This window comes from Maledivibacter halophilus (assembly GCF_900167445.1).
Lineage (GTDB): Bacteria > Bacillota > Clostridia > Peptostreptococcales > Caminicellaceae > Maledivibacter > Maledivibacter halophilus.
This window is the reverse complement of record NZ_FUZT01000016.1, coordinates 61,045-87,629: the sequence shown is the minus strand read 5'-3', so window position 1 is coordinate 87,629 and position 26,585 is coordinate 61,045. Positions and strand designations below refer to the sequence as shown.

General features: G+C 31.2%; 23 protein-coding genes. 20 read left to right on the top strand and 3 right to left on the bottom strand.

Going from position 1 to position 26,585, the window contains the following annotated elements; translation table 11 throughout:
* Positions 1 to 129 precede the first annotated feature (129 nt).
* The 8 genes from B5X81_RS23180 to B5X81_RS23145 all read left to right on the top strand — a co-directional run bounded on the left by B5X81_RS23180 (position 130) and on the right by B5X81_RS23145 (position 8,319).
* Entirely contained in the window at positions 130 to 915 is a 786-nt protein-coding gene (locus tag B5X81_RS23180; RefSeq protein ID WP_079495334.1) for an ABC transporter ATP-binding protein, read from the top strand.
* Between the two features lie 3 nt (positions 916 to 918).
* A complete protein-coding gene (locus B5X81_RS23175) occupies positions 919 to 2,580 on the top strand; it encodes an ABC-2 family transporter permease (RefSeq protein ID WP_079495332.1) in 1,662 nt (553 codons plus the stop codon).
* Positions 2,581 to 2,774: 194 nt separating this feature from the next.
* A complete protein-coding gene (locus B5X81_RS23170) occupies positions 2,775 to 4,583 on the top strand; it encodes a MutS family DNA mismatch repair protein (RefSeq protein WP_170917570.1) in 1,809 nt (602 codons plus the stop codon).
* 177 nt (positions 4,584 to 4,760) lie between these two features.
* Entirely contained in the window at positions 4,761 to 5,189 is a 429-nt protein-coding gene (locus B5X81_RS23165) for a MazG-like family protein (protein WP_079495331.1), read from the top strand.
* 101 nt (positions 5,190 to 5,290) lie between these two features.
* Entirely contained in the window at positions 5,291 to 5,899 is a 609-nt protein-coding gene (locus B5X81_RS23160; RefSeq protein WP_079495329.1) for a TetR/AcrR family transcriptional regulator, read from the top strand.
* A 143-nt stretch (positions 5,900 to 6,042) separates the two neighbouring features.
* Entirely contained in the window at positions 6,043 to 6,897 is an 855-nt protein-coding gene (locus B5X81_RS23155) for an ABC transporter ATP-binding protein (RefSeq protein ID WP_079495328.1), read from the top strand.
* Complete coding sequence (locus B5X81_RS23150; RefSeq protein ID WP_079495326.1) at positions 6,894 to 7,598, top strand: fluoroquinolone export ABC transporter permease subunit; 705 nt, start codon at positions 6,894 to 6,896, stop codon at positions 7,596 to 7,598. Before B5X81_RS23155 ends, B5X81_RS23150 begins: the two co-directional genes overlap by 4 nt.
* Position 7,599: 1 nt before the next feature.
* Positions 7,600 to 8,319: a hypothetical protein gene (locus B5X81_RS23145; RefSeq protein WP_079495325.1), complete on the top strand. Its 720-nt coding sequence runs from the start codon at positions 7,600 to 7,602 to the stop codon at positions 8,317 to 8,319.
* 178 nt (positions 8,320 to 8,497) lie between these two features.
* Here B5X81_RS23145 and B5X81_RS23140 read toward each other — a convergent pair whose 3' ends face one another.
* A complete protein-coding gene (locus B5X81_RS23140; RefSeq protein WP_079495323.1) occupies positions 8,498 to 9,304 on the bottom strand; it encodes a methyl-accepting chemotaxis protein in 807 nt (268 codons plus the stop codon).
* Between the two features lie 473 nt (positions 9,305 to 9,777).
* Between B5X81_RS23140 and fusA the strand changes: the two genes are divergently transcribed.
* A complete protein-coding gene (gene fusA / locus B5X81_RS23135; protein ID WP_079495322.1) occupies positions 9,778 to 11,850 on the top strand; it encodes an elongation factor G in 2,073 nt (690 codons plus the stop codon).
* A gap of 42 nt (positions 11,851 to 11,892) precedes the next feature.
* Here the strand turns inward: fusA and proC are convergent, their stop codons facing one another.
* The gene (gene proC, locus B5X81_RS23130; RefSeq protein WP_079495320.1) at positions 11,893 to 12,702 is read right to left on the bottom strand and encodes a pyrroline-5-carboxylate reductase; all 810 of its coding nucleotides are present in this window, start codon (positions 12,700 to 12,702) and stop codon (positions 11,893 to 11,895) included.
* A 204-nt stretch (positions 12,703 to 12,906) separates the two neighbouring features.
* Between proC and proB the strand changes: the two genes are divergently transcribed.
* From proB to disA, 8 genes are all read left to right on the top strand, one after another.
* On the top strand, positions 12,907 to 14,037 hold the full coding sequence (gene proB / locus B5X81_RS23125; protein ID WP_079495319.1) for a glutamate 5-kinase: 1,131 nt from the start codon (positions 12,907 to 12,909) through the stop codon (positions 14,035 to 14,037).
* Between the two features lie 34 nt (positions 14,038 to 14,071).
* Positions 14,072 to 15,328: a glutamate-5-semialdehyde dehydrogenase gene (locus B5X81_RS23120; RefSeq protein ID WP_079495317.1), complete on the top strand. Its 1,257-nt coding sequence runs from the start codon at positions 14,072 to 14,074 to the stop codon at positions 15,326 to 15,328.
* A gap of 224 nt (positions 15,329 to 15,552) precedes the next feature.
* Positions 15,553 to 16,008 (top strand): CtsR family transcriptional regulator, encoded by a 456-nt coding sequence (locus B5X81_RS23115; RefSeq protein WP_079495316.1) that lies wholly within the window; start codon positions 15,553 to 15,555, stop codon positions 16,006 to 16,008.
* A gap of 21 nt (positions 16,009 to 16,029) precedes the next feature.
* Positions 16,030 to 16,542, top strand: coding sequence for a UvrB/UvrC motif-containing protein (locus tag B5X81_RS27200; protein WP_139380447.1), 513 nt, complete (start codon positions 16,030 to 16,032; stop codon positions 16,540 to 16,542).
* Between the two features lie 12 nt (positions 16,543 to 16,554).
* Positions 16,555 to 17,586: a protein arginine kinase gene (locus tag B5X81_RS23110; protein WP_139380446.1), complete on the top strand. Its 1,032-nt coding sequence runs from the start codon at positions 16,555 to 16,557 to the stop codon at positions 17,584 to 17,586.
* 13 nt (positions 17,587 to 17,599) lie between these two features.
* Positions 17,600 to 20,038: an ATP-dependent Clp protease ATP-binding subunit gene (locus tag B5X81_RS23105; protein ID WP_079495314.1), complete on the top strand. Its 2,439-nt coding sequence runs from the start codon at positions 17,600 to 17,602 to the stop codon at positions 20,036 to 20,038.
* A 186-nt stretch (positions 20,039 to 20,224) separates the two neighbouring features.
* On the top strand, positions 20,225 to 21,601 hold the full coding sequence (radA, locus tag B5X81_RS23100; RefSeq protein ID WP_079495313.1) for a DNA repair protein RadA: 1,377 nt from the start codon (positions 20,225 to 20,227) through the stop codon (positions 21,599 to 21,601).
* Positions 21,594 to 22,679, top strand: coding sequence for a DNA integrity scanning diadenylate cyclase DisA (disA, locus tag B5X81_RS23095; RefSeq protein ID WP_079495312.1), 1,086 nt, complete (start codon positions 21,594 to 21,596; stop codon positions 22,677 to 22,679). Before radA ends, disA begins: the two co-directional genes overlap by 8 nt.
* 97 nt (positions 22,680 to 22,776) lie before the next feature.
* Here the strand turns inward: disA and B5X81_RS23090 are convergent, their stop codons facing one another.
* Positions 22,777 to 23,172 (bottom strand): nucleoside triphosphate pyrophosphohydrolase family protein, encoded by a 396-nt coding sequence (locus B5X81_RS23090; RefSeq protein WP_079495310.1) that lies wholly within the window; start codon positions 23,170 to 23,172, stop codon positions 22,777 to 22,779.
* 348 nt (positions 23,173 to 23,520) lie between these two features.
* Here B5X81_RS23090 and B5X81_RS23085 point away from each other — a divergent pair, with 348 nt between their 5' ends.
* From B5X81_RS23085 to ispD, 3 genes are all read left to right on the top strand, one after another.
* Positions 23,521 to 23,997 (top strand): CarD family transcriptional regulator, encoded by a 477-nt coding sequence (locus B5X81_RS23085; RefSeq protein ID WP_079495309.1) that lies wholly within the window; start codon positions 23,521 to 23,523, stop codon positions 23,995 to 23,997.
* Positions 23,998 to 24,460: 463 nt separating this feature from the next.
* Positions 24,461 to 25,573 (top strand): PIN/TRAM domain-containing protein, encoded by a 1,113-nt coding sequence (locus B5X81_RS23080; RefSeq protein WP_079495307.1) that lies wholly within the window; start codon positions 24,461 to 24,463, stop codon positions 25,571 to 25,573.
* Positions 25,574 to 25,770: 197 nt separating this feature from the next.
* A complete protein-coding gene (ispD, locus tag B5X81_RS23075; protein WP_079495306.1) occupies positions 25,771 to 26,460 on the top strand; it encodes a 2-C-methyl-D-erythritol 4-phosphate cytidylyltransferase in 690 nt (229 codons plus the stop codon).
* Positions 26,461 to 26,585: the final 125 nt, after the last annotated feature.

Here is a 26,585-nt window from a genome sequence, read left to right as displayed (position 1 = left end):
TTAGTTTCTTTTTTGTTTTAAACAATATATTATTCAAAGGAATCAATTGCTATGGTATAATTTAACATAGCACTGATTAATAATATTATAGAGGTTTAAACCTATAGAATCAGGAGGTCGATTTAATCAATGGAGCCTGTCATAACAATAAAGGATTTAAGAATGAGATATGAAAAAGGGAAAGAGGAAATATTAAAGGGAATTAATCTACAGATATATCCAGGTCAGATTATAGGATATATTGGGCCCAATGGGGCAGGTAAAAGCACAACTGTTAAAATAATGCTGGGTATATTGGATGAATTTGAAGGAGAGATTAATATATTTGGCCGGGATATATCTAAAGATAGGACATATTATAAAAAGAAAATAGGTTATGTACCAGAATCTGCTGAAATATATGAAAATCTAACTGCCCATGAATACCTTACTTTTTTAGGGGAAGTTTATGGCATAAAGGCTGAGAAAGCAGATAATAAGGCTAAGAAACTGCTTTCTTTATTTGGAATAAAAGAGGGAAATTATCACTCTAGGATTTCTTCATATTCAAAAGGTATGAAGCAAAAGCTGTTAATAGTGGCAAGCCTTATCCATGATCCTGATATATTATTTTTAGATGAGCCCTTAAGTGGTCTTGATGCAAATAGTGTCATGATATTTAAAGAGGTTTTGGCTCAGCTTGCGGCTAATGGAAAAACTATATTTTATTCCTCCCATATTATGGAGGTTGTAGAAAAAATAAGTGATAGAATTTTACTCCTTAATGAAGGCCAAATTGTGGCAGATGGAACCTTTGAGGAATTAAAGGCAATGAGTGAGGAAGGTTCCCTTGAAGGAATATTTAATCAACTTACAGGCTTTAATAAACATAAGGATATAGCCGATGAATTTATTAACACCTTAAAGGTGGTGTAATATATGAAGGATTTTAAAGTTTTAAGGTTTCTTGATAAGTTTAGTTTCACTTTTAACAAATGGGGAATAGATTATAAAGTAATGAGAAGAATATTACAGATTAAGTTAATCATGGATGAAAGACGAGTTCCAACTGTACTGACTAATCAAAAAGAAGATGGAAAGGAAAGGAATTTCTTTCTAAGATCATTATTATCATATGGATTAGTTGGATTTGTGGTGATGCTGTTGGTAATTTCACCATTGTCATTATTTCCAAAGATGAGTTTTTCCTTTGGTATGATTATATTTATGATTATGACAACTATGATAGCTGATTTTTCATCAGTTTTATTGGATATCAAGGATAAAAATATTTTAATGCCTAAGCCAATAGATTCCAAAACCATTAATGCTGCTAAAGTAATTCATATTTTTATTTATTTATTTATCATTGCAATGGTTATTGCTGGTCCCACACTTATAGTTGGAACAATGAAAGATGGAGTGTTGTTTTTCTTAATATTCTTTTTAGATATGATATTAATTTCCTGCTTTATAATTTTTTTAACTTCACTACTGTATTCTTTAATTTTAAACTTTTTTGATGGAGAAAAGCTAAAGGACATTATAAATTATGTTCAAATAATTTTATCTATTACATTAATTATTGGATATCAGTTTGTAGGACGGATGTTTAATGTATTCACCCATGATATAGTATTCACTCCTAGGTGGTGGACTTATCTAATTCCTCCAGCATGGTTTGCGGCTCCCTTTGAGATTTTTTTAAATAAGAATTACAGCAGTCATTATATTTACCTGGGATTATTAAGCATTGTAATTCCAATAATAGCCATTATAATACACTTTAAAATAGTTATTCCATACTTTGAAAAAAATCTTTCTAAATTGAATAATAATAGTATTAAAAAGGGAAGATTTATTGAAATAAAAGAAAGAGTTACTAGGACAATAGCTAAAATCCTATGCTTTGACAGAATAGAAAATATCTTTTTTAGATTTACCCAAAGGATGGTTTCCAATGAAAGAAAGTTGAAATTGAGAATTTATCCTAATATGGCCTTTGCAGCTGTAATACCTCTTATAGTTATTTTTAGAAGCTTCGGTGGCAGCAGAAGTTTTTCTGAAATCATTACAGAAATTTCAAAGGGCAAGTCCTATTTAACTATTTATATTTCAGTTTTATTATTGTCAAATTTAATATTAATGCTGAGTACCAGTGAAAACTATAAGGGTGCATGGATATATAAAGTTTTACCTATAGAAAGTCCAAGGCCAATATTTAGAGGTTCATTAAAGGGTTTTATGATGAAGTATATTATTCCGGTATACTTAATACCAAGCCTTTTGTTCCTGTTTATCTATAAGTTTAAGATACTTATAGATATAATTGTAATATTATTGAATCTGATATTATTGTGTATAATAATCTTCAGATCGGTTTCAAAGGAGCTTCCCTTTTGCAGGAACTTCAATTATGTACAAGAAAACACGATTTTGCCCTTAATCATATCCATGGGTTTTTGTGGAGCTTCAGCAGCTATACATGGAGGACTTAAAGCTGTAAAATATGGGACTCTAGGATATTGTTTGGTACTCCTAATAGTTACTGTAGTATTATGGAGAAGGAGTTTTAATTTAGAATGGAATAATATAATTTAAGAAACATTAATAATATGAGCAGTGGCATTAAAAATAAATTTTAAATAGAATAATGAATTTTCTGTATTTTTCATTTTAAATTTATTAAACCTTAAGGGTCTTTATTTTTGAGTAAGGTTTTAAATATTGTAACTTATAATCTAGAGTGATAAATGTGTTAAAGATATGTTTGTCTAGAAGGAGGTAGAAACAAATTGAAAACTCCCTATAAAATATATGAAAAACGAAGAGATTATTACAAAGGACTACTTGAGAAACAAAAAAAATCTTTAAATATGATAGGTAATCTTAGATTGTTTGTTGTATTAGCGGGACTAGGAAATACAATATTCCTGTACCTTACAAAAAATAATACTTTGCTTTTGCCAATATTTTTAGTATATTTGGCTATATTTATCTATTTAGTTATAAAATACAATCAAGTAAAGGAGATAAAGAAATATATTTCTTCGTTATATAAGATAAATGACAATTCATTGAAGCGGGTAAAAGGAGAGTGGAAGTCTTTTAGTGATACAGGTGGGGAGTTTTGTAATGAAAATCATAATTTTTCCTATGATCTAGATATCTTTGGAAAAGCATCTTTATTTCAATGGATAAATACCACAGCAACCTATATGGGGAGGCAGTTTTTAAAACAATATCTTACAAAGCCCTGCACCAGTAAAGATAAAATATATAAAAGGCAGGAAGCCATCGATGAGCTTGCAGGAAAACTGTGGTGGCGGCAAAGATTCATGGCCGAGGCCATGGCAATATCAGAAAAATCCAATAACCCGGAGTCACTTTATAAATGGGTAAATGAAAGAAATGAGTTTTACTTAAGACCCTGGGTGAAGTTTATAGTTAATATGCTTCCTATAATTAGTATATCAACTATTCTAATATATTTTATGACTAACAATATGTCCTATTATTATCCTATTTCTATATTAGGAATTCAAATCCTTATACTTAAATTTAAAAATAAGGAAAGGTCTAAGGTTTTAAATACAGTTTATAAATATAAAGATAATATAGCAGTTTATAGGCATATGCTTAAACAATTTGAAAAGAAGAATTTCAAGTCAAAATATTTAAATGAATTAAAAAATATTCTTATAAATGAAGAAAATGAAAAGGTTTATAATCAAATAGAAAGGCTTGAGAAAATTACTCAAAGTATTACAAATAGAAATAATGCTGCTTTTATATTTGTAAATATAGTCATTCTTTGGGATTATAGATGTATGATTAGGCTAGAAAACTGGAAAAAAAAATCAGGAGAACATATAAGGGCTTGGCTTAATACCATTGGAGAACTAGAAGCATTAGGGAGTCTTGCGGTTATAAGACATGATAATCCCCAGTGGGCAAAACCTATAATTATAGATAATCCATCACATTTTAGATCTACCAATATGGGTCATCCACTTATTGATGATAAGAGGGTTTGCAATGATTTGAAGTTTGAAAATGAAACTAGAATCTTATTAATCACCGGTTCAAACATGTCGGGGAAAAGCACCCTTCTTAGGACAGCAGGAATAAATCTTGTATTGGCCTATGCCGGTGCACCTGTTTGTGCCAAAACTTTTTCCTGTTCAATAATGAAGATTTATACTTGTATGAGAATAAGTGATAATATGGAAAAAAATATTTCATCCTTCTATGCTGAGCTTTTACGGATTAAAGAGATTGTAAAGGAAACAGAGAGTAATACTCAGGTATTTTTTCTTCTTGATGAAATTTTTAAAGGAACTAATTCGGAGGATCGCCATAAAGGAGCTAAGATACTAATAAAGAAACTATTAAAAAATAATGGTATGGGATTGGTATCTACCCATGACTTAGAGTTAGAAACTCTAGAAAAAGAAAGTGAGAAAAAAGTTAAAAATTATCACTTCAGGGAATATTACAAGAACAATGAAATTTATTTTGACTACAAATTAAGACCCGGTCCGTCCAAAACCCGTAATGCATTATATCTTATGAGGATGGTTGGTATTGATGATGGTATTTAAGAGATATTTGATAAGAAAGAATTTGACTTAGGTTTTAACATTTCATACTTGTCTAGCCTTAAATAAATTGTATAATGTTAATATGGATATAAATAAGCTTAATGTTTATTTAAGGGATTTTGATATGAGAACTAGCACAACGAGTTAAATTATATATTATATTTTAAGGAGGCAATAATGAAAGCAGAATATTTAGAATTGGTTGAAGAACTTGAAGAGCTTAATGTATCACCTGAAGAAATTAAAGAATACCTTAAAGAAAAAAGGAAAAATAGATTTTCAGATGTTAAGTTAAAAACCATATCCTTACCCTATCTTAATTCAATATCACCAACAATTGAAAGCACTGCCTTAAAACTGTCGGAAGAACAGGGAGAACTTTGCAGAGCTATAGGAAAGTTTAGAGGTATGAATGGTGAAAGGGATGGAATAAAGCTGTCTGAGGATGAAGCATACAGAGAAATAACAAAGGAGCTTTTAGATGTTGCACAAACGGCAATAACTATGATTTTAGTTTTAGAAAAACAGTATGAAATCGACGTGGAAAAATATGTAAATGAACATATTGAAAAATTAATTAATAAGGGATATGTAGAGGTTTTATAGATAAAAACTGCTATATTATATATGGAAATTTATGGTGAAATTTATATTGAAAAATATAAATATAAGTGATATAATGATTAAAAAAGAACAGGTGATTTTTAATGCAGGTGTTAAAAGAAGAAGTAAGAGAGGCAATTCTAGAAAAAGCAATAGATGAGTTTTATGGAAATGGATTTCAAAAAGCGTCCTTAAGAAAAATTGTTAAGGCGGCTGGTACTACAATCGGGAATTTCTATAATTACTTTAAAAGCAAAGAAGAACTGTTTAATGAAATTATATCTCCTGTCTATAATAACTTTGTCTATTTTATAAAAAATCACAATGAAGATCATTATGCTATAAATGAAATATCAGCTATGAATGTTGAGGGCGTTAAAAAAATAATTTCAGATTATTTAAAGATTATAGATAGAGATTATGAAAAAGTTCTGATTATTTTGATAGATGGAAGCAAAGGCACTAAGTACGAAAATATAAAAGAGGAAATTCAAGGTTTTCTAGCACAACATTTTGAAGAACACTTAAAAGAAGCTCAAAAAGAGAAGGAAGTTAATTTCCATAGATATTTTTCCATGGTTGTGGCAGTAGGTTTTTTAGAAGGATTTCTAAACATTTTAAGAACTGATTATTCAAGGAAAGAAAAAGAAAGGTTAATAATAGATCATATTATTTTCTACACCTTAGGAGGCATGAGTTTTTTGTCTATATAAAGGAAGTGACAAATGCTGAATATTATAAGCAATATATTTTTTGTTCAATAAAGTACAAGTGATATTTATTAAAAAGTGTTATATAAATTAAAAGTCTTGTGAACTAAAGATTAATTCTTAATAATTGGAGAGGAGATATTAATATGATCGAAGTTAAAGATTTAAAATTCACCTATATAAATGCAAAGGAAAAAACAATAAAGGGCCTTAGCTTCTCTGTGAAAAAAGGTGAAATCTTTGGTTTCCTAGGTCCTAGCGGAGCAGGTAAAAGTACTACTCAAAAAATTTTAATTGGGATATTAAAGGACTATAAAGGAAATATAAAAGTAAGGGGAAAGGAAATAAAGGATTGGAATAAAGACTTTTATGAGAGGGTAGGTATCTCATTTGAACTTCCTAGCCTTTATAGAAAGTTAACTGCTTTAGAAAACTTGAATTTCATCAAATCCTTTTACGAAGGTAAAACTCAAGATTCTATGGAACTTTTGGAAATGGTAGGTTTGGAAGATAAAGCAAATTTAAAGGTATCGCAATATTCCAAGGGGATGAAGATGAGGCTAGGCTTTGCAAGGGCTTTTATCCACAAACCCGAGTTATTATTTTTAGATGAACCTACTTCAGGCTTAGATCCTGTAAATGCTAAGAATATAAAAGAAATAATATTAAACAAAAAAAGAGAAGGTAAAACAATTTTTTTAACCACCCATAACATGAATGTGGCAGAAGAGTTATGCGATAGAGTGGCCTTTATTGTAGATGGAGAGATAAAACTTATTGATTCGCCAAAAGAATTGAAAATCAAGTATGGAAAAAGAAACCTTAGAGTAGAGTATTATGATAATAATGACAGCGTTTATAAGGAGTTTGATTTAAAAAATATTGGATATAACGATAGATTCATTGAGCTTTTACGAAACAAACCTATTAAAACAATTCATACTGGAGAAGCGAGTCTAGATGAGATATTCATACAAATTACGGGAAGGAGATTATCATGACAAGACTTACCAGGAGTGTTGGCGGAGATATATTTTTACAGGTGAGATACGGATTCTATGCCGTCTATGCTTTCATTACTATAGTTTATATTATTCTTCTAAAGCAGTTTCCAGACAAATTACTGGGAATCATTTTGCCCTTTATAATATTTTCTGATCCATCGGTCCTAGGATTTTACTTTATTAGTGGGCTTGTTCTATTAGAAAAGGGGGAGAGAACCTTGATGTATTTGATATCTACGCCTTTGAGAATTAAAGAGTATCTATATTCTAAAATGATTTCCCTTACATTATTATCGATAGTTACTAGTTTAATAATTGTAATATTTTCATATGGATTAAAGTTCAATTTTTTAATATTTATATTAGGAGTGACATTAACATCCTTTCTTTTTATATTAATAGGGTTTATTGCTGTTGCAAAATTTCCCACTATTAATGAATATATATTATATTCTATTATTTATATTACAATATTATCTTTGCCTTTGGTAGATTATTTTGGAGTTTTCAAAAGTTTGGCATTTTATATATTCCCTACACAAGCCTCCCTATTGTTAATAAAAGGAGCTTTTGGAGGAGTAAAGCTTTGGCAGATAATATATGGGGTATTATATCTTATTATTTGGATTAGTTTAGCTTATAAGTTAGCCTTTATATCATTCAATAAATTCATAATATTAAAAAAGGGAGATAGATAATATGAAGAAAATTATAGCCCTTTCTTATAATGATTTAAAAAATGTAATAAGGGAACCAATGTTATTATTTCTAATTTTGGGGCCACTTGTTATGTCATTGGTGCTAAGATGGCTAATTCCTTTATTAACACAATATTTATTACCATATACAGATTTGGAAGGTTATTATCCACTTATTTCAGGATTTGTGCTAATATTTACTCCTGTGCTTTTAGGAATGTTAACTGGATTTTTGTTATTAGATGAAAGAGATGATCATGTCATTATAACATTGATAATTACACCATTAGCTAAGAATGATTATATTGTTTATAGAGTTCTATTACCTACAATTATCAGCTTTTTATATGGATTATTAATATTACCTCTGGTAGATCTTGTTAATGTAGATATTATTACAATAATTCCCATTGCCATACTAGCAGCTCTTGAAGCACCGCTAATAGCCTTATATCTAGTAGTATTTGCGGGAAACAAGGTAGAAGGCCTTGCTTTATCTAAAGCATTAGGAATTTTTATGCTTGCTCCAATAGCTGGATATTTTTTAGATTCAAAGTTGAAGCTTTTAGCAGGTTTTATTCCCTTTTATTGGCCAGTAATGGCTTTAGTAATTGGAAACTATAGTGATATATTATATTGGATACATATTTTAATAGGATTAGTAATACATTTGATATTTTTAAAGTTATTGTTAATTAGATTTGATAATAGGATAAGCTGATTTTCAAAACTGTTTTTAGTTACTTCCAAATTTTATATTATTTTTATTAGAAAAAATTAAAAAACTGTATAAAATGTAAATTAAAAAGAAAAACTATCATTTTTTTAATTAGACGATAGTTTTCTAGTAATATTTAAATTTAGTTTTGGAATATATTTTTTTAAGTTATAAAAATTTACTAGTGGTTGCAATTTTCATCACAAGCCTCTACAAGATCATCTACTGCTGAGCTTACTTTGTCAGAGGCATTAACTTGCACCTGAGAAAAGCTGTCTAATCCATTAACTTCCTTATCGATTTTCTTTATCTCTTCAGATAATTTTAAAAGAATACCCTTTATTTCTGCTGCAAAATCTTCAGTGTATTTTGAAAGACTTTGAACTTCATTAGCCACAACTCCAAATCCTTTACCGTGTTCACCAGCTCTAGCAGCTTCAATAGAAGCATTTATGCCAAGTATTTTAGTTTGTTGAGAAATTTTATTAACCGATTGAATTATATTATCACTTTCTTTTATGTATTCATTTGATACTTTAGTAGTATATAGAAGTTTTTCACTTGTAGTATGTATTTTCTCGATCGATCCCATGATTTCATTAACTTGGCTTTGAACTATATTTGCAGTATCATTTATAATAGAGATTTGATTATCCATTTTTTCCAAAGCCTTTAAATCTCTTTCTGCTAAAGTCATCATAAGCCAAGTGCCCTTAGAGTCAACTATACTGCACTTGGATTCAAACTTATCTTTCAAAAAATTGCTGAACTCTTTATTTCCCGTGGCTTCAACTATTACATCCAAATTTTCACAATTGATATCATCTACAGAATGGGAAAAAGGAATGCCTAGTTCTTTAGCCAATTCTATACCTGGTGCATTAATATTTTTATCTACTACAATGCTAATAGTAATGTCCTTGATGTTGTTAAAGCACTTTATGGTGCTTACTCCTCCTTTACCAGCACCTACTATTGCTATGTTCAATTTACTCCCTCCTTAAAAATAGAAATCCCCCCATCTATAGAGTTTAAAGTAAAATTACTAATTTATATACATAAAAAATCCTTAGAATGCTAAGTACTTTTATATGTATAAATTAAGATTTACTATGCGAACTCTATATATGTATCATTAATATTCTACATGAAACATTTGGAAATTGCAATGAAATTGAGGATTTGTTCATATGTATAAATATTATATTTAGCACAGCTAAAAATGACAAAAACTATCCTAAAATAAGTAGAATATTGTAAGATTTTTTAGCTCTATAACTATATTAAAAAATAATTCTAAATGCAAATAATTTATAACTGATTCTAATTTTATTTAATCTCTTTATATTTTTGGAAAAAAGTTGTATAATATAGGATAATTAAAGGAATTTTTGAAATTTTATAGAATTATTAATATAAATAAAAGAACCAATCAAATATAATAAGGCGAGGAGGAAAAGTATGAAGAATTACAAAGTTGACCAAATAAGAAATATTGCATTATTAGGACATGGTGGAAGTGGAAAGACTACATTAACTGAGGCAATGCTATATACTACAAAGGCTATTAAGAGAATGGGAAAAGTAGAAGATGGTAATACTGTATCAGATTTTGATAAGGAAGAAATCTCTAGACAATTTTCAATAGGAACTTCAGTTATTCCTGTAGAGTGGAATAATTCAAAATATAACATATTGGATGCTCCTGGATACTTTGATTTTGCCGGCGAGGTTATAAGTGCCTTGAGAGTAGCGGGTGGAGCTATTATAATGGTAGATGCAACTTCAGGCGTTGAAGTTGGTACTGAGAAGGCATGGAAATACACGGAAGAAAGAAAAATGCCAAAAATTATGTTTATTAATAAAATGGATAAGGAAAACGTTAACTATGATAAACTGATTAAGGATTTGAGAGACAATTTTGGTAAAAAGATTGCTCCCTTTGCAATTCCAATTGGAGAGGGAGAAAACTTTAAAGGCTTTGTAAATGTTGTGGATATGATTGGTCGAGAATACAATGGCAAGGAATGTGTAGATGTTGATATTCCAGCAGGAATGGAAGAAAAAATTACTCCTGTTAGGGAAATGCTTATTGAATCAGTTGCAGAAAGTGATGAGGAATTACTTGAAAAATATTTTGAAGGGGAAGAATTTACAGCAGAAGAAATTCATGAAGGCTTAAGAAAAGGTGTATTGGCTGGTGAGGTTGTACCTGTACTAGTAGGTTCAGTAGCCAATAATATTGGTATTCATACACTATTTAATATGACATCTGATTATATGCCTACTCCTAAGGATATGCATAATGGAGAGTATGAAGGTGTGAATCCTGAGAATGATGAACCAATAATTAGAAAAGTAAGTGAAAATGAGCCTTTCTCAGCCCTTGTGTTTAAAACAATTGTGGATCCATTTGTAGGTAAGATATCCTTATTTAAGGTTTATTCGGGAAAATTAACAAAGGATATGGAAATATTTAATGCAAATAAAGATGAAAAAGAAAAATTAGGTAGCTTGTTTATGTTAAGAGGCAAAAATCAATTAGAGTGTGATATGGTTACAGCTGGGGATATTGGGGCCATAGCAAAGCTTCAATACACTGAAACTGGAGACACCCTTTGTGATAAAAGCTCCTTAATAAAATATCAAGGGATTCAGTTTCCAGAGCCTTGCTTATTTATGGCAGTAGAGCCTAAATCTAAAGGAGATGAAGAAAAAATTGGTGCTTCTCTTCATAGATTGACTGAAGAAGATCCAACCTTTGTTGTAGAGAGAAATACAGAAACTAAGCAGCTGCTTATAGGTGGGCAAGGAAACATGCAGCTTACTGTAATAACTAATAAGATGAAAAATGGTTTTGGAGTTGAAGTTGATCTTATGGATCCTAAAATTGCTTTTAGGGAAACCATTAAAGGAACTTCAAGTGTTCAAGGCAAACATAAAAAACAAAGTGGTGGAGCAGGCCAGTATGGTGATGTTCATATAAGATTTGAGCCTTCAACTGAAGAATTTGAATTTGCTGAAGAAATTTTTGGCGGCTCAGTTCCAAAACAATATATACCAGCCGTTGAAAAGGGTCTTAGAGAATCATTGGAAAAAGGTGTATTAGCAGGATATCCTGTGGTTAATGTTAAGGCAACACTATTTGATGGTTCTTATCACTCAGTTGATTCCAGTGAAATGGCCTTCAAGATTGCCGCATCTCTTGCATTTAAAAAAGGAATCGAAAAGGCAAAACCTATACTCCTTGAGCCAATAGTAAAGGTAGAGGTTCTTATACCGGAAGATTATATGGGAGATATTATGGGAGATATGAATAAAAGAAGAGGTAGAATACTTGGTATGGAGCCAACAGGAGACGGGTATCAAAAAGTAATTGCAGAAGCACCTCAGGTTGAAATGTTTAAATATGCTCCAGATTTACGTTCCATGACTCAAGCAAGAGGAAGTTTTACAATGAAATTTGAAAAATATGAAGAGGTTCCAGCTCAATTAGCAGAAAAAATCATAGAAGCTGCTAAACAGGAAGATTAAAAAATAAAATCCCCTGAATTTTCAGGGGATTTATATTTTCCACTATTTTTCTGCAAGCTTTTTAGATTTTTCTGTTCCCATTTCAATAGATTCTATTACATGACCTCTAAAACCCTTTTTTTCTAATGCATAAATAGCTTCTATAGTAGTTCCTCCTGCCGAGCATACTTCATCCTTAAGCTGACCAGGGTGCTTTCCGGTTTCCAAAACGATTTTAGCTGCACCCAATACAGCTTGGGAAACCATTCTATAGGCTTTATCCCTTGGAAAACCCTTAAGGACAGCACCATCGGCTAAGGCTTCAATAAATAAATATACCAATGCTGGAGAAGAACCAGAAATAGCTGTGACAACATCCATTAATTCTTCATCTACAACTTCTACTTTTCCAAAGCTTTTGAAAATATCAAGAACTAATTGAAATTCTTCCTCTTTTACTAAAGCATTATGGCAAAGAGCAGACATAGCTTCTCCAACTATTGCAGGGATATTTGGCATTGTTCTAACAAGCTTTATTTTTTTCCCAAAGGCTTCTTCAATAGAACGAATGCTTCTTCCTGCTGCTAATGATACTATTATTGTGTCTGAGTTAATACTATCCTTAATTTCATCTATTACCTTAAAATATTTATTGGTCTTAACGGATAGAATTAATATATCGGCAAACTTTGCAACTTCTTTATTGTCCATAGCGGTGTGTACATTATACTTGGCACTTATTTTTTCTAATTTTTCAGGTGTTCTGTTACTTACCATAACAGATTGTGGAGATATGGTCTTAGATTTTATAAGGCCGACTATCATTGCATTAGCTATATTTCCACATCCAATAAATCCGATATTTTGCTTCATAAATATACCTCCATAATTAATTTGAATATTTTAAGTTGTTATGATATAATCTGCTAAATTACTGTTAATAGAAAAATAATTTTGATTTACTGTTGAATAAATAATATAATATCTTAATGATAATACATTGTTTGAAAGGAGGCAAGACTTTTTTAGACTCAAATTATTTTCTATATTGAAATAATTTGGGTTTGAGTCTATACTATGGAAATAAATAGGGAGAAATATATAAAAGATATAAAGAGGATAGTTGTTAAAATAGGAACATCTACATTGACTCATTCAACTGGTTTGTTAAACCTAAACAGAATAGAAAGTATAGTAAGACAAATTGCAGATGCTAATAATAAAGGGATTGAGGTGGCACTAGTAACCTCTGGAGCTATTGGAGCTGGAATGGGTAAACTGGGGCTTAAAACAAGACCTAAGACTATTCCTGAAAAACAAGCAGCAGCTGCTGTAGGACAAGGTGTTTTACTTCATATGTACGAAAAAATATTCTCAGAATATGGTAAAACAGCAGCACAAATACTTTTAACTAAAGAGGATATATTAAATAGGAAAAGATTTTTAAATGCAAGGAATACTTTTTTTACCTTATTCAATCAAGGCGTTATTCCCATTATAAATGAAAATGATGCTATAGCTGTTGATGAGATAAAATTTGGTGATAATGACACTTTATCAGCAATGGTGACCAGTCTTGTTGAAGCCGATCTTTTGATATTGCTTTCTGATATTGAAGGGCTGTATGATTCTAATCCTAAAGAAAACAAAGAAGCAAAACTAATAAGCCATGTTAGTGATATTTCTGATAGCATAAAAGAAGCTGCTGGTGGAGCAGGCAGTAGCTTTGGAACTGGAGGAATGATAACAAAAATAAGTGCAGCGGAAATAGCAGTAAAAGCTGGTTCTTCCATGGTCATTGTTAACGGAGCAGCAAAAAATATTATTAGTCAAGTATTAGAGTGCAAAGATGTAGGCACATTTTTTGAAGCTTATAAGCATCCCCTGCAGGGAAGAAAATGCTGGTTGTCATATAATACCCTTATAAAAGGAAAAATAGAGGTTGATGATGGGGCTGCAGAGGCAATAGTTAAACATCGCAAAAGCTTACTGCCTGCTGGAATATTGTCTATAGACGGGGTTTTTGAAAAGGGAGATATTGTTTCTATTGTTAATGTAGAAGGAAGTGAATTGGCAAGAGGAATAACAAATTATAATTCACCTGATATTGACCTTATAAAAGGAGATCAAACTTCAAATATAGAAGACAAACTTCATTATAAAACCTATGATGAAGTTGTACATGCAAATAATTTGGTTATACTTTAGTTAAGTAAATTAAAGTTTAATAGGAGGGATTAAATTGGATATAAGGCAATATGTTATAGAAAAGGGAAAATTGGCGAAAAAGGCTTCACGAGAAATGGCCACCATAGGTACAGATGTAAAAAATAAAGCACTTGAAGCTATGGCCCAGGCACTAATTAAAAATAAAGATACAATTTTAGCAGCTAACAGCAAGGATATCGAAAATGGAAAAGAAAAAGGCTTATCAGAATATATGTTGGATAGACTTTTATTAAATGAAAATAGAATAAATGATATGGCTGATGGTCTTAAAAATGTAGCTTCGTTAAAGGACCCTATAGGACAAGTTGACAAGATGTGGAAGACGGAAGATGAGCTTCAGATAGGCCAAATAAGAGTTCCCCTTGGAGTAATAGGTATTATATATGAGTCTAGACCAAATGTTACTGTAGATGCAGCTGCTCTATGTATAAAAGCAGGAAATGTTGTTATTTTACGAGGAGGATCTGAAGCTATTAATTCAAATACTTCTTTAATAAATATTATTAAAGAGGCTGCTGCTGAAAACGGTCTACCAAAGGAATCTATACAATTTATTGATATAACTGATAGAGAAGCGGCAACAGAAATGATGAAGCTAAACCAGTATATAGATGTTCTAATTCCAAGAGGTGGAGCTGGACTTATACAAGCGGTAGTGAAAAACTCAACAGTACCAGTTATAGAAACTGGAGTTGGGAACTGTCATATATATATAGATGACAGTGCAGATCTGAAAATGGCAGAGGACATAGTAATAAATGCTAAAACTCAAAGGCCAGCTGTGTGTAATGCGGCAGAAACAATATTGGTCCATAAAAATATTGCTAAGGAGTTTCTACCAGAGTTGTCTAAGCGTTTGAAGGGCTATGGTGTAGAAATGAGGGGATGCCACATAACAAAAGAAATTATATCTGATGTAAAACCGGCTTCTAAGGAAGATTGGGCCACAGAATATTTAGATTATATACTGGCGATTAAAGTTGTGAATTCCATAGATGAGGCCATAGATCATATTTTTGAATATGGGACAAAGCATTCAGAAGCAATAATTACTAATAATTATTTGAATTCTCAAAGATTTCTAAAGGAAATTGATGCAGCAGCGGTATATGTAAATGCATCTACTAGATTTACCGATGGCAGTCAGTTTGGATTTGGAGCAGAAATAGGAATAAGTACACAAAAGCTCCATGCTAGAGGTCCTATGGGACTTGAAGAACTTACTACAATAAAGAATATTATATACGGCGAAGGGCAAATTAGACAATAAAAAAACCTGCAATTGCAGGTTCTTTTTTATTGTAAAGGAGAAAAAAGATAGTAATATATATAAATGGATAATAAAATTAAGTAATTATAACTATATGAAGAATAATTATTGAAAATCGTATAATATAGCCTAAATTAGTTAAAAATAGAACTTGAAACTTAAATTAAATTATATTATCATCAAGTTAAGGTCAAAGAAAGTCAAAGTTAGATAAGGGTGATGTTATGGCTAGATTAAGTGATTTGATTGAAGCTTTTATAAAGGATCTCCTGAAAAATTCAGAAGGACAGATTGTAGAAATAAAAAGAAACGAATTAGCTAATGATTTTAATTGTGCTCCCTCTCAAATTAATTATGTACTCACAACGAGGTTTTCTGTGGAAAAAGGATATGAAGTACAAAGTAGAAGAGGCGGTGGAGGACATATAAAAATCATCAGATTAAAAATTGATGATGCTGGATTAATATATAACATAATAGGCGATATTGGTAATAGTATAAATATGACTAAGGCAGTATCTTTAGTTAATTTTTTACATGAGCGGGGTATCATAAAAAATAGAGAAGCCAGAATAATGATTTCAGCAATAAATAATAGAGCATTAAATATTGATTCTGAAATAAAAAATGTTGTAAGGGCAGGTATTTTAAAATCAATGCTTGCTTCACTTCTTAGATAAGGGAATTGGGGAGGTAAAATTATGCTTTGTGAAAAATGTAAACAGAACAATGCTACGGTTCATTTAACAAAAATTATAAATAATAAGAAAATAGAGCTGCATTTATGCGAGGAATGTGCAAGGAGAACTCAGGATATAAGCTTTGAAAATCCATTTACTATTAATAATTTTCTTACAGGTTTATTGGATTCTGTTCAAGGTTCCCCTTTGAAGGTGGATTATATTCAGACTACTACATGTAGCAAATGTGGAATGAGCTATGGTAAATTCAAACAATTAGGAAGACTTGGATGTTCAGAGTGTTATAAAACCTTTAATGAGAAATTAATGCCCCTTGTAAAAAGTGTACATGGAAGTAAACATCATACAGGTAAGGTTCCTAAGAAGGCGGGAAGCTTGATTAGGCTAAAACGTGAAATCTTGACTAAGAAAAAGGAACTTAGCAGGGCCATTGATAAAGAAGAGTTCGAAAAAGCTGCTGAGCTTAGAGATAAGATAAAATTACTTGAAAAGGACTTGGAGTCAAATAAATAGGGGGTATAGAAGATGACTAAATGGATTGACGGTGAAGGTCCACAAAAGGATATAATAATTAGTAGTAGAATTAGAGTTGCAAGAAATTTAGAAGAATTTCCATTTCCTATTGCACTAACAGATGAAAAAAGTAAAGAGATTATTAAAAAAGTAAGTGATTCAATTATTGAGGGCAATACAATACTTAAAAATGATTTTAACTTAATTGGAATAGATGAGATATCTGATAATGATAAGCAGGTTTTGATAGAAAAACATCTTATAAGTCCAAATCTGATAGAAAGACCAAAGAAGAGTGCAGTAATGATAAACAAGGATGAATCGGTAAGTATTATGATAAATGAAGAAGATCATATCCGTATTCAATGCCTTTTTCCGGGTTTTCAGCTGGAAGAAGCCTGGGATTTAGCAAATAAAATTGATGATATTATTGAAGAAGATCTCAAATATGCCTTTGATGAAGATATTGGATATTTGACATCCTGTCCAACAAATGTAGGAACAGGAATAAGAGCATCTGTTATGATCCATTTGCCAGCCCTTACAATTACAGGTTATATGAATAGAATAATTCAAGCAGTAAATCAAATTGGATTTACTGTAAGGGGAATATACGGCGAAGGAAGTGAATCAGAAGGAAATATGTTTCAGATTTCAAATCAAGTTACATTAGGAAGAACAGAAAAAGAGATTATAAAAACCTTAATAGAAGTTACAAAGCAGATAACAAATAAAGAAAGGGATGCAAGGGCAACCCTTATAGCAAATAATAGAGTGAAATTAGAGGATAAAATATGTCGATCCTATGGAGTTTTAACAAATGGAAGAATAATGAGCTCAAAGGAAGCTTTAAAACTTATTTCAAACGTTAGGTTAGGAATTGATATGGGAATAATAAAAAATATCGATGTCAAGGCTATAGATACTCTTATGGTAGACATACAAGCAGGTATACTGCAAAAAATTTATGGAAAAAATCTAAGTGCTAATGAAAGAGATATAAAACGTGCAAACCTTATTAGAGATAGATTAAAGGGAGAATAGGAGGGAAATAGTTATGTTCATGTTTGATAAATTTACTGAAAGAGCTCAAAAGTCAATAGGGTTAGCCCAGGAGGAAGCAAGACGCTTAAGACATAATTATATTGGAACAGAGCATATATTATTAGGTCTTTTAAGTGAAGGAGAAGGGGTTGCAGCAAAGGCATTAATGAATCTAGGTGTGGATTTAAATTTACTTAGAGCAAAAGTAGAGTCTATAGTTGGAGTAGGTGGTCAGGAAGTTCAGCTTCAGGGAATAACACCTAGAACAAAGAGAATATTTGAACTAAGCTTTGAAGAAGCAAGAAGATTAAACCATAATTATGTAGGTACAGAGCATTTACTACTTGCCCTTATAGGGGAAGGAGAAGGTGTGGCTGCAAATATCCTATTGAGTATGGGAATAGATGCCAATAAAGTTTATACAGAAGTCCTTAAATTACTAGGTAATACTCAAGATTCACAAGTAAATAAAATGAGTAAAAAGGGTGGAGGAAATAAGAAAACACCTACATTAGATAAATTTGGTAGAGATTTAACTATTATGGCAAAGGAAGAAAAACTGGACCCGGTTATAGGCAGAGAAAAGGAAATCCAAAGAGTTATACAGGTTCTTAGCAGAAGAACAAAAAATAATCCATGCCTTATAGGAGAACCAGGTGTAGGGAAAACAGCCATAGCAGAAGGTCTTGCTCAAAAAATTGTAGAAGGAAATATACCAGAAATATTAAAGAATAAAAGAGTAGTTACCCTTGCGCTTGCTTCTATGCTTGCAGGTGCAAAATATAGAGGAGAATTTGAAGAAAGGTTAACAACAGTTATTGATGAACTTAGAGAAGCAGGGGATGTAATACTCTTTATTGATGAAATGCATACAATCATAGGGGCTGGAGGAGCCGAAGGTGCCATTGATGCTTCAAACATATTAAAGCCTGCACTTGCAAGGGGAGAAATACAGGCTGTAGGAGCAACAACCCTTGATGAGTATAAAAAGCATATTGAAAAGGATTCGGCATTGGAGAGAAGATTTCAGCCTATAATGGTAGAAGAACCTTCAATCGAAGATACTATAGAAATATTAAAGGGATTAAGGGATAAATATGAAGCCCATCATAAAGTGAAAATTACCGATGAAGCATTAAAAGCAGCTGCTGAGCTTTCACATAGATATATAACAGATAGATTTTTACCAGATAAAGCTGTAGATTTGATTGATGAAGCTGCTTCAAGGGTAAGACTTGATAATGCAACACAACCTGAGGATTTACATGGTTTAGAGGAAAAGTTAGAAAAGATCAAGAAGGAAAAGGAAGAGGCTGTAAGCAGTCAAAATTATGAGAGTGCTGCAAAACTTAGGGATGAAGAAAAAAATATTTTAGAAGAAATTAAAAATAGAAAGGAAAATTGGAAGTCAAATATAAATGAGAATTCAGCTGTAGGTGAAGAAGAAATAGCAAATATAGTTTCATCTTGGACGGGAATACCTGTGAATAAACTTGCCCAGGAAGAATCTGACAGACTCCTTAAGATGGAGGATATACTCCATAAAAGAGTTATAGGTCAGGAAGAACCCGTTGTATCTGTATCTCGTGCCATAAGAAGAGCTAGAGTAGGTCTTAAGGACCCTAAAAGACCTGTAGGTTCATTTATATTCTTAGGACCGACTGGGGTAGGAAAGACTGAGCTTACTAAGGCACTAGCTGAAGCACTATTTGGCGATGAAGATGCTATGATTAGAGTAGATATGTCAGAATATATGGAGAAGCATTCGGTGTCAAAGCTGGTAGGTTCTCCTCCAGGATATGTTGGATATGATGAAGGTGGTCAGCTTACTGAAAAAGTTAGAAGGAAGCCTTATTCAGTAATATTATTTGATGAAATAGAAAAGGCGCATCCCGACGTATTTAATATATTATTACAGATGCTGGATGATGGAAGATTAACCGATGGAAAGGGTAGAACAGTAGACTTTAAAAACACAGTTATAATAATGACTTCAAATGTAGGAGCAAGTAGAATTAAAAATACAAAGCCTTTAGGTTTTGCGGGTGCAGCTGATGATGCAAAGAAAAATGAGTATGAGAGAATGAAGGAAAATATAATGAATGAACTCAGAAGGCAGTTTAGGCCTGAGTTTTTAAATAGAATTGATGATATAATAGTTTTCCATCAATTAGAGAAGGAACATATTAAAAAAATTGTTGATCTAATGATTAATGAGCTTACAAATAGACTTAGTGATTTGAATATATCTATAGAAATTACTGAAGCTGCTAAAGATTATCTAGCCGATAAAGGCTATGATGTAGAATACGGTGCTAGACCTCTAAAAAGATTGATAACTAAAACCATAGAAGATAAGTTATCGGAAGAAATATTGATGGGTAAAATATCTAAAGAAGATGATATAATAGTAGATGTAGATAAAGAGAAATTGATGTTTACAAAGAAATAGTGGCAGGTAATTGGTAGAAGATAGAAAACAGTACTTAAAACTATAAGTTTTAAGTACTGTTTTATTCTTATGATGTATAATAATAACCATTTCTCTAGTATTAATTATAAACATACATTAAAATATATTATAGTGGTATCATATATAATTAGAGATTTTAAAATATTGGAATTTGAGGTGAATTTTGTGGGTAAAATAAAAACAAAGTATGTCTGCCAGGAATGTGGATATATATCATTGAAATGGATGGGAAAATGTCCAGAATGCCATAGCTGGGAAAGTTTTGTTGAAGAATTTGTTGAAAAGAACAAATCAGGTAAAGGAATATCCACAGCTTCTTCACAAAAACCCGTGCAGCTTAAGAATATTAAGATTGAAGTTGAAAATAGATTTTCAACATCCAATGGTGAATTAAATAGGGTTTTAGGAGGAGGAATAGTAATAGGGTCTTTGGTATTGGTAGGTGGAGACCCGGGCATAGGTAAATCCACACTCCTTATTCAAGTTGCAAGTAATGTAGGAGAAAAAGGCCTAAAGGTATTATATATGTCGGGAGAAGAATCCCTCAAACAGATAAAAATGAGGGCAGATAGACTAAATATTGACAATGAAAATCTCTATATAGTTTCAGAAAATAATCTTGAATATATTTCAAAATATATTGAAGAAATAAATCCCAATTTACTAATCATAGACTCTATACAGACAGTATATAATCCAGATATAACATCTGCCCCAGGTAGTGTTAGTCAAGTAAGAGAAGGTACTGCCATGCTTATGAAACTATCTAAACAATTAGGCATTGCCACATTCATTGTAGGCCATGTTACAAAAACTGGATCAATAGCAGGACCAAAGGTTTTAGAACATATGGTAGATACAGTGCTCTATTTTGAAGGTGAAAAGCATAATATATATAGAGTGCTTCGTGCCGTTAAAAACAGATTTGGATCGACCAATGAAATAGGAATTTTTGAAATGACTAATAATGGTCTTGAGGAGGTTTTAAATCCATCTCACTTATTTTTAGCCCATAGACCAAAGGAGGTGGCTGGATCAGTTGTTGTTGCAAGTATAGAAGGAACTAGACCAGTACTGATAGAAATTCAGGCTCTTATAAGTTCTACCAATTTTGGAACACCTAGAAGAATGGCAACAGGTATAGACTATAACAGAGTGGTTATGCTTATGGCAGTTCTTGAGAAAAAAATAGGGCTTCAGCTTCAGGCCCAAGATGGATATGTAAATGTAGTAGGTGGCATACAACTTAGTGAGCCAGCTGTTGATTTGGCTATTGTGGCCGCTATTGCCTCAAGTTTTAGAAGTAAAGTAATCGACCATCAAACTATTATATTTGGTGAAGTGGGATTAACTGGAGAAGTTAGATCTGTAAATCATGCTGAAAAAAGAATAAATGAAGCAGTGAAAATGGGATTTAAAACCTGTGTAATTCCTAAGGGGAATCTAAGTGGGCTTCCTAAATTCAATGATATAGAAATAATAGGTGTAGAGAACGTGTATGAAGCCCTTGACATAGTTTTGGGAGGGAGAAGTATTGGTTAAACAGGAAAAAGAGAGTCAGGATATAAACGAATCCTTAAAGACTTTGGCTCCGGGAACTTCTTTGAGAGAGGGACTTGAGAGTATTCTTAGGGCTAAAACCGGAGCGCTAATAGTAGTAGGGGATGATTTAGAGATAATTAAGATGGTTGATGGAGGATTTTATATAAATACAGAGCTTACTCCTGCCCACCTTTATGAATTAGCTAAGATGGATGGAGCTATAATTATAAGCTCTGATCAAAAAAAGATTCTCAATGCAAATACACAACTTAATCCAGATCCATCTATACCATCTTCAGAAACTGGAATAAGACATAGGACAGCTCAAAGAGTTGCGAGACAGACAGGAAATTTAGTAGTGTCAATATCCCAGAGAAGAAATATCATAACTATTTATAAGGGGTGGGAGAAATATATATTGCAGGATACCAATAAAGTTCTTAACAAAGCAAATCAAGCTATTCAAACCCTAGAAAAGTACAAGGCTGTTTTAGAACAGGCAATGACCAGTTTGAGTGCTTTAGAACTTGAGGATTTGGTAACTTTATATGATGTTTGCCTAGTTATACAAAGGACAGAGATGGTAATGAGAATAGCAAATGAAATTGAAAGATATATAAATGAATTGGGAAGTGAAGGTAGACTAGTAAGTATGCAATTAGAGGAACTTATTGCTTTTGTTAAAGAAGATGGTGAGAATATAATTGAAGATTATAAAATTGGAATAGATAATAACAAAGATTCTATAATGAGAAGCTTTAGAAATTTTACTTCCGAAGAGCTTTTAGATTTAACAAATATTGCTATGCTGCTAGGATATTCCAATGATATAAATATATTAGATATGCCAGTAATGCCAAGGGGATATAGAATATTATTTAGAATTCCAAGATTACCGGCAGTAGTTATAAAGAATTTAGTTAAACGTTTTAATAATTTTCAAAAGATTTTAAGGGCCAGCACAGAAGAACTCTATGATGTAGAAGGTATAGGTGAGGTAAGGGCTAAAAACATCAAAGAAGGCCTAAGGAGGGTAAGAGATCAGGTTCTCCTTGATAGGCATCTTTTAAAAAAGTAAACATTATTTGAGTATGTAATAGGAATTTTAATATTTTTATAAAATTATGTCAAAACCTCTAACCTATAACTTTACAATGGGACGAAAACGTATTTATTTAATATAAACTAAACTTACCTAATGCTTCTATTTTTTTATGTTCCTCAAGTATTACTTCATAAAGATTTATATCAAGATTATTAGCTAGGGCAGTAATATAAAATAGATTTTTTCCCATTTCTTCAATAATTTTTTCTCTGCATACTTCACAAAGTTCACCTTGAAGATGATTATTTAGATATTCTTTAATATCTTCATAATTAATATCATCGGGAACTTCATGATTAGAAGCATTAATTTTTATACAACCACAGCTTGTTACTGATTTAATCACTGCTCTATTGATTTTTGCAGAAGATTCCTGAAGCTTTGTTAGTATATCCAATATGCTTTTATGTCTTATTAAAACTTCTTCAACTGAGTTTTGAAAATTATCACATAGAAAATCCTTCATAAATAATCACTCCTAAATAAAGTAGAAGCTATGTATAAAAATATTTCACTTTAAAGATTTTAAATGTTGAATTCATATTATTGTTTAATATATGGTTGACATAAATATTTTAGCATAAAGATAGATAAAATAAAAGGTCAAAGGATAATATATATTAGATAAATATGGAATTATTTTACCATAAATATAAAAAAATAGAAATGTTTAGGGGAATAAAAAAGTTTATTAAGGAATTCAATAAAAAAGCATTGACATTCATATGCTACTGTGATAAAATAATTTATTCTTGACATCTTGCTTTGGTTACTGTATACTGGATATGTGCAATGTCATTTAGGAGGTATTTCTATGTTTAATATAGGTGATAAGGTAGTATATCCTATGCATGGTGCTGGGATAATCAAATCCATTGAAGAAAAGGAAATTTTAGGAGAAAAAAGGAAATATTATATTTTATTATTGCCTTTGAGAAATATGAAGGTAATGATTCCTCTAGATAATGTAGATACTATGGGACTTAGGGATATAATATCTGAACAGGAAGTGGAGCAGGTTCTTGCAGTCTTGAATGATGATGAATCTAAAATGCCTAAGAATTGGAATCGTAGATATAGGGCTAATATGGATAAGATAAAGAGTGGAGATATCTATGAAGTGGCTGGAGTAGTTCGCAACCTCATGCTCAGAGATAAAGAGAAAGGACTTTCAACTGGAGAAAGAAAAATGCTTAATAATGCAAAACAAATACTAATAAGTGAATTAGTATTAGTGAATGATTCTGACGAGCTCAGTATAGAAGAGCTTATAAATGAAACTATACAATAAAAATATAGATATTTTTTTCATCTGATTTGTTAAATTTTTGTAATTAATATAGATAAAGAATAAAAAATAGTATATAATTTATGCAAAATTCTTTTTTTTTGCTATTAAATGGGGTATATAAAAAATAGTGAGTTTTTACTATAGATATTCTAGCAAAACAATTGATTTATACACATCAAAATTCTTCAGAAACACTGGACATTTTGATATGCATAAATTAGGTTTTGCTATGGAAAATCTATACAGAATATCTAAGTTTCAAGCTTAATAAATAATTTATTTTATAAAAACTATTTATTGAATTATTTTTCAAAATCGAGATAATTTTATAATTTTAATTTAGGATAATTGTAATATGAGAATATTATTTTTAACTAATTTATTTTTTGTAATTATAAATAAAGACTATTGTTATAAAATACTAGCTCAGTGGATATAATTACAAGAAGGAGGTGGCAATAAAATGCTAAATAAAATCATACGTATTTCCTTAACCTTTGCAGGAGCAGCGGCAGGGTATGCACTAGGGATATTGATTTCTAAAATTTTAAGAGTGCAAGAGTTATTCGATATAGGGACTTTAACTACATTACAAGAACTAATAATAAGTATTGTTGGAGCTGTTGTATTTGGATTCATGTTTTTTGCTGTGACCCCGTGGTTGATGAAAAAGGGTCTAAATAGTGCAAATTGGGTAGAAACTGAGCTGCAGAAAATACCAACTACTGATATTTTGGTGGGATCTATTGGACTTATCATCGGACTTATAATTGCTTATTTAATTAGTCATTTAATTATACCTATACCCTATATAGGAACTTTACTTTCTGTTATAGTTTATATCTTCTTAGGTTATTTAGGTGTTAGTATTGCGACGAAGAAAACTAAGGATTTAATCAATTTGCCCAATATATTTAAAAAGATTAGTCCTAAAGAAAAGGATGTCAACAAAGTAGTTTATAATAGTAAGCCTAAAATATTAGATACAAGTGTTATAATTGATGGAAGAATTGCTGATGTTTGTAAAACTGGATTTGTGGAAGGCCCATTGGTTATACCTGAATTTGTTTTAGAAGAATTGAGACATATTGCCGATTCTTCCGATTCTCTAAAGAGAAATAGAGGAAGAAGAGGTTTAGATATATTAAATAAAATACAAAAAGAATTAGATATTGAAGTTCAAATAACTGATATGGATTTTGAAGAGATAGCTGAAGTAGACAGTAAATTAGTAAGGCTAGGACAAGTGGTATCAGGTAAAATTGTTACTAATGATTTCAATTTAAATAAGGTTTCAGAGCTCCAAGGGGTTCCCGTATTAAATATAAATGAATTAGCAAATGCTGTTAAGCCGGTTGTATTACCTGGGGAAGAAATGGTGGTTCAAGTTATTAAAGAGGGAAAAGAAATGGGGCAAGGAGTTGCTTATCTTGACGATGGCACTATGATAGTAGTTGATGGCGGTAAAAAGCATATTGGAGAAACAATGGATGTTACCGTTACAAGTGTACTTCAAACAGCAGCAGGAAGACTTATATTTGCTAAACCTAAAAATATGATAAATAAAACTGCTTAGCAAATAGTGTTATAATAATGATTAATAGCCCAGCTTTTGTTGCTGGGCTTTATTATATGGTATACTATATTTGATAAATTAAGACTGCTGGATTAATATTGGTTAGAAAATTTAATAATTTTTGTGGAAATTAGCTATATGACATTGGCTGATAGAATATAGTTGAAAAGGTATAGCTGAAAAGGAGTTTTATTCATATGAATACTGCTATCATACTTGCTGCTGGAAAGGGAACTAGAATGAGGGCTGAATTTAATAAGCAATATTTACTACTCAAGGGTAAGCCTATTATTGCCCATACCCTAGACGTTTTTGAGAGAAGTCCTCTTATTGACGAGATTATACTGGTGATTAACAAAGATGATATAGCGTTATGCAAAAAAAATATTCTAAAGAAATTCAAATTTAAGAAAGTGGTAAAAATAATTACTGGTGGAGCTCAGCGACAGGATTCGGTGATGAATGGGCTTTTACATATAAGCCAGGAATCAAAAACCGTACTTATACATGATGGAGCAAGACCCCTTGTAACCAAAGAAATTATTAAAAGGTGTATAGAAGGCGCTGAAAAATTTGGTGCTGTATCTGCTGGAGTACCTATTAAGGATACTATTAAAATTATGAAGGATGACGGTTTTGTAAGCTTTACACCAAAAAGAGAAAATGTTTGGATTACTCAAACCCCTCAGGGATTTAAGAGTGAAATAATCAGAAAAGCCCACAGCTTTGCTGCTAAAGAGAATTTGTTTGGAACCGATGATGCTATGTTAGTAGAAGAAATGGGCATACAAGTTAAAATGGTTGAAGGAGATTATGAGAATATAAAAATAACGACTCCTGATGATTTAATTACTGCAGAAGCAATACTTAAGCATAAGAGAAGGTAACTATGAAATTTATCTTTTTAAATAATTTTGTATTAATTTAAAGTTTAATATTATAGAAAAACTATGATTGATTGTTAAAGCAACAATAATCGTAGTTTTTTTATTTGAAATTTATTAAATTTTAA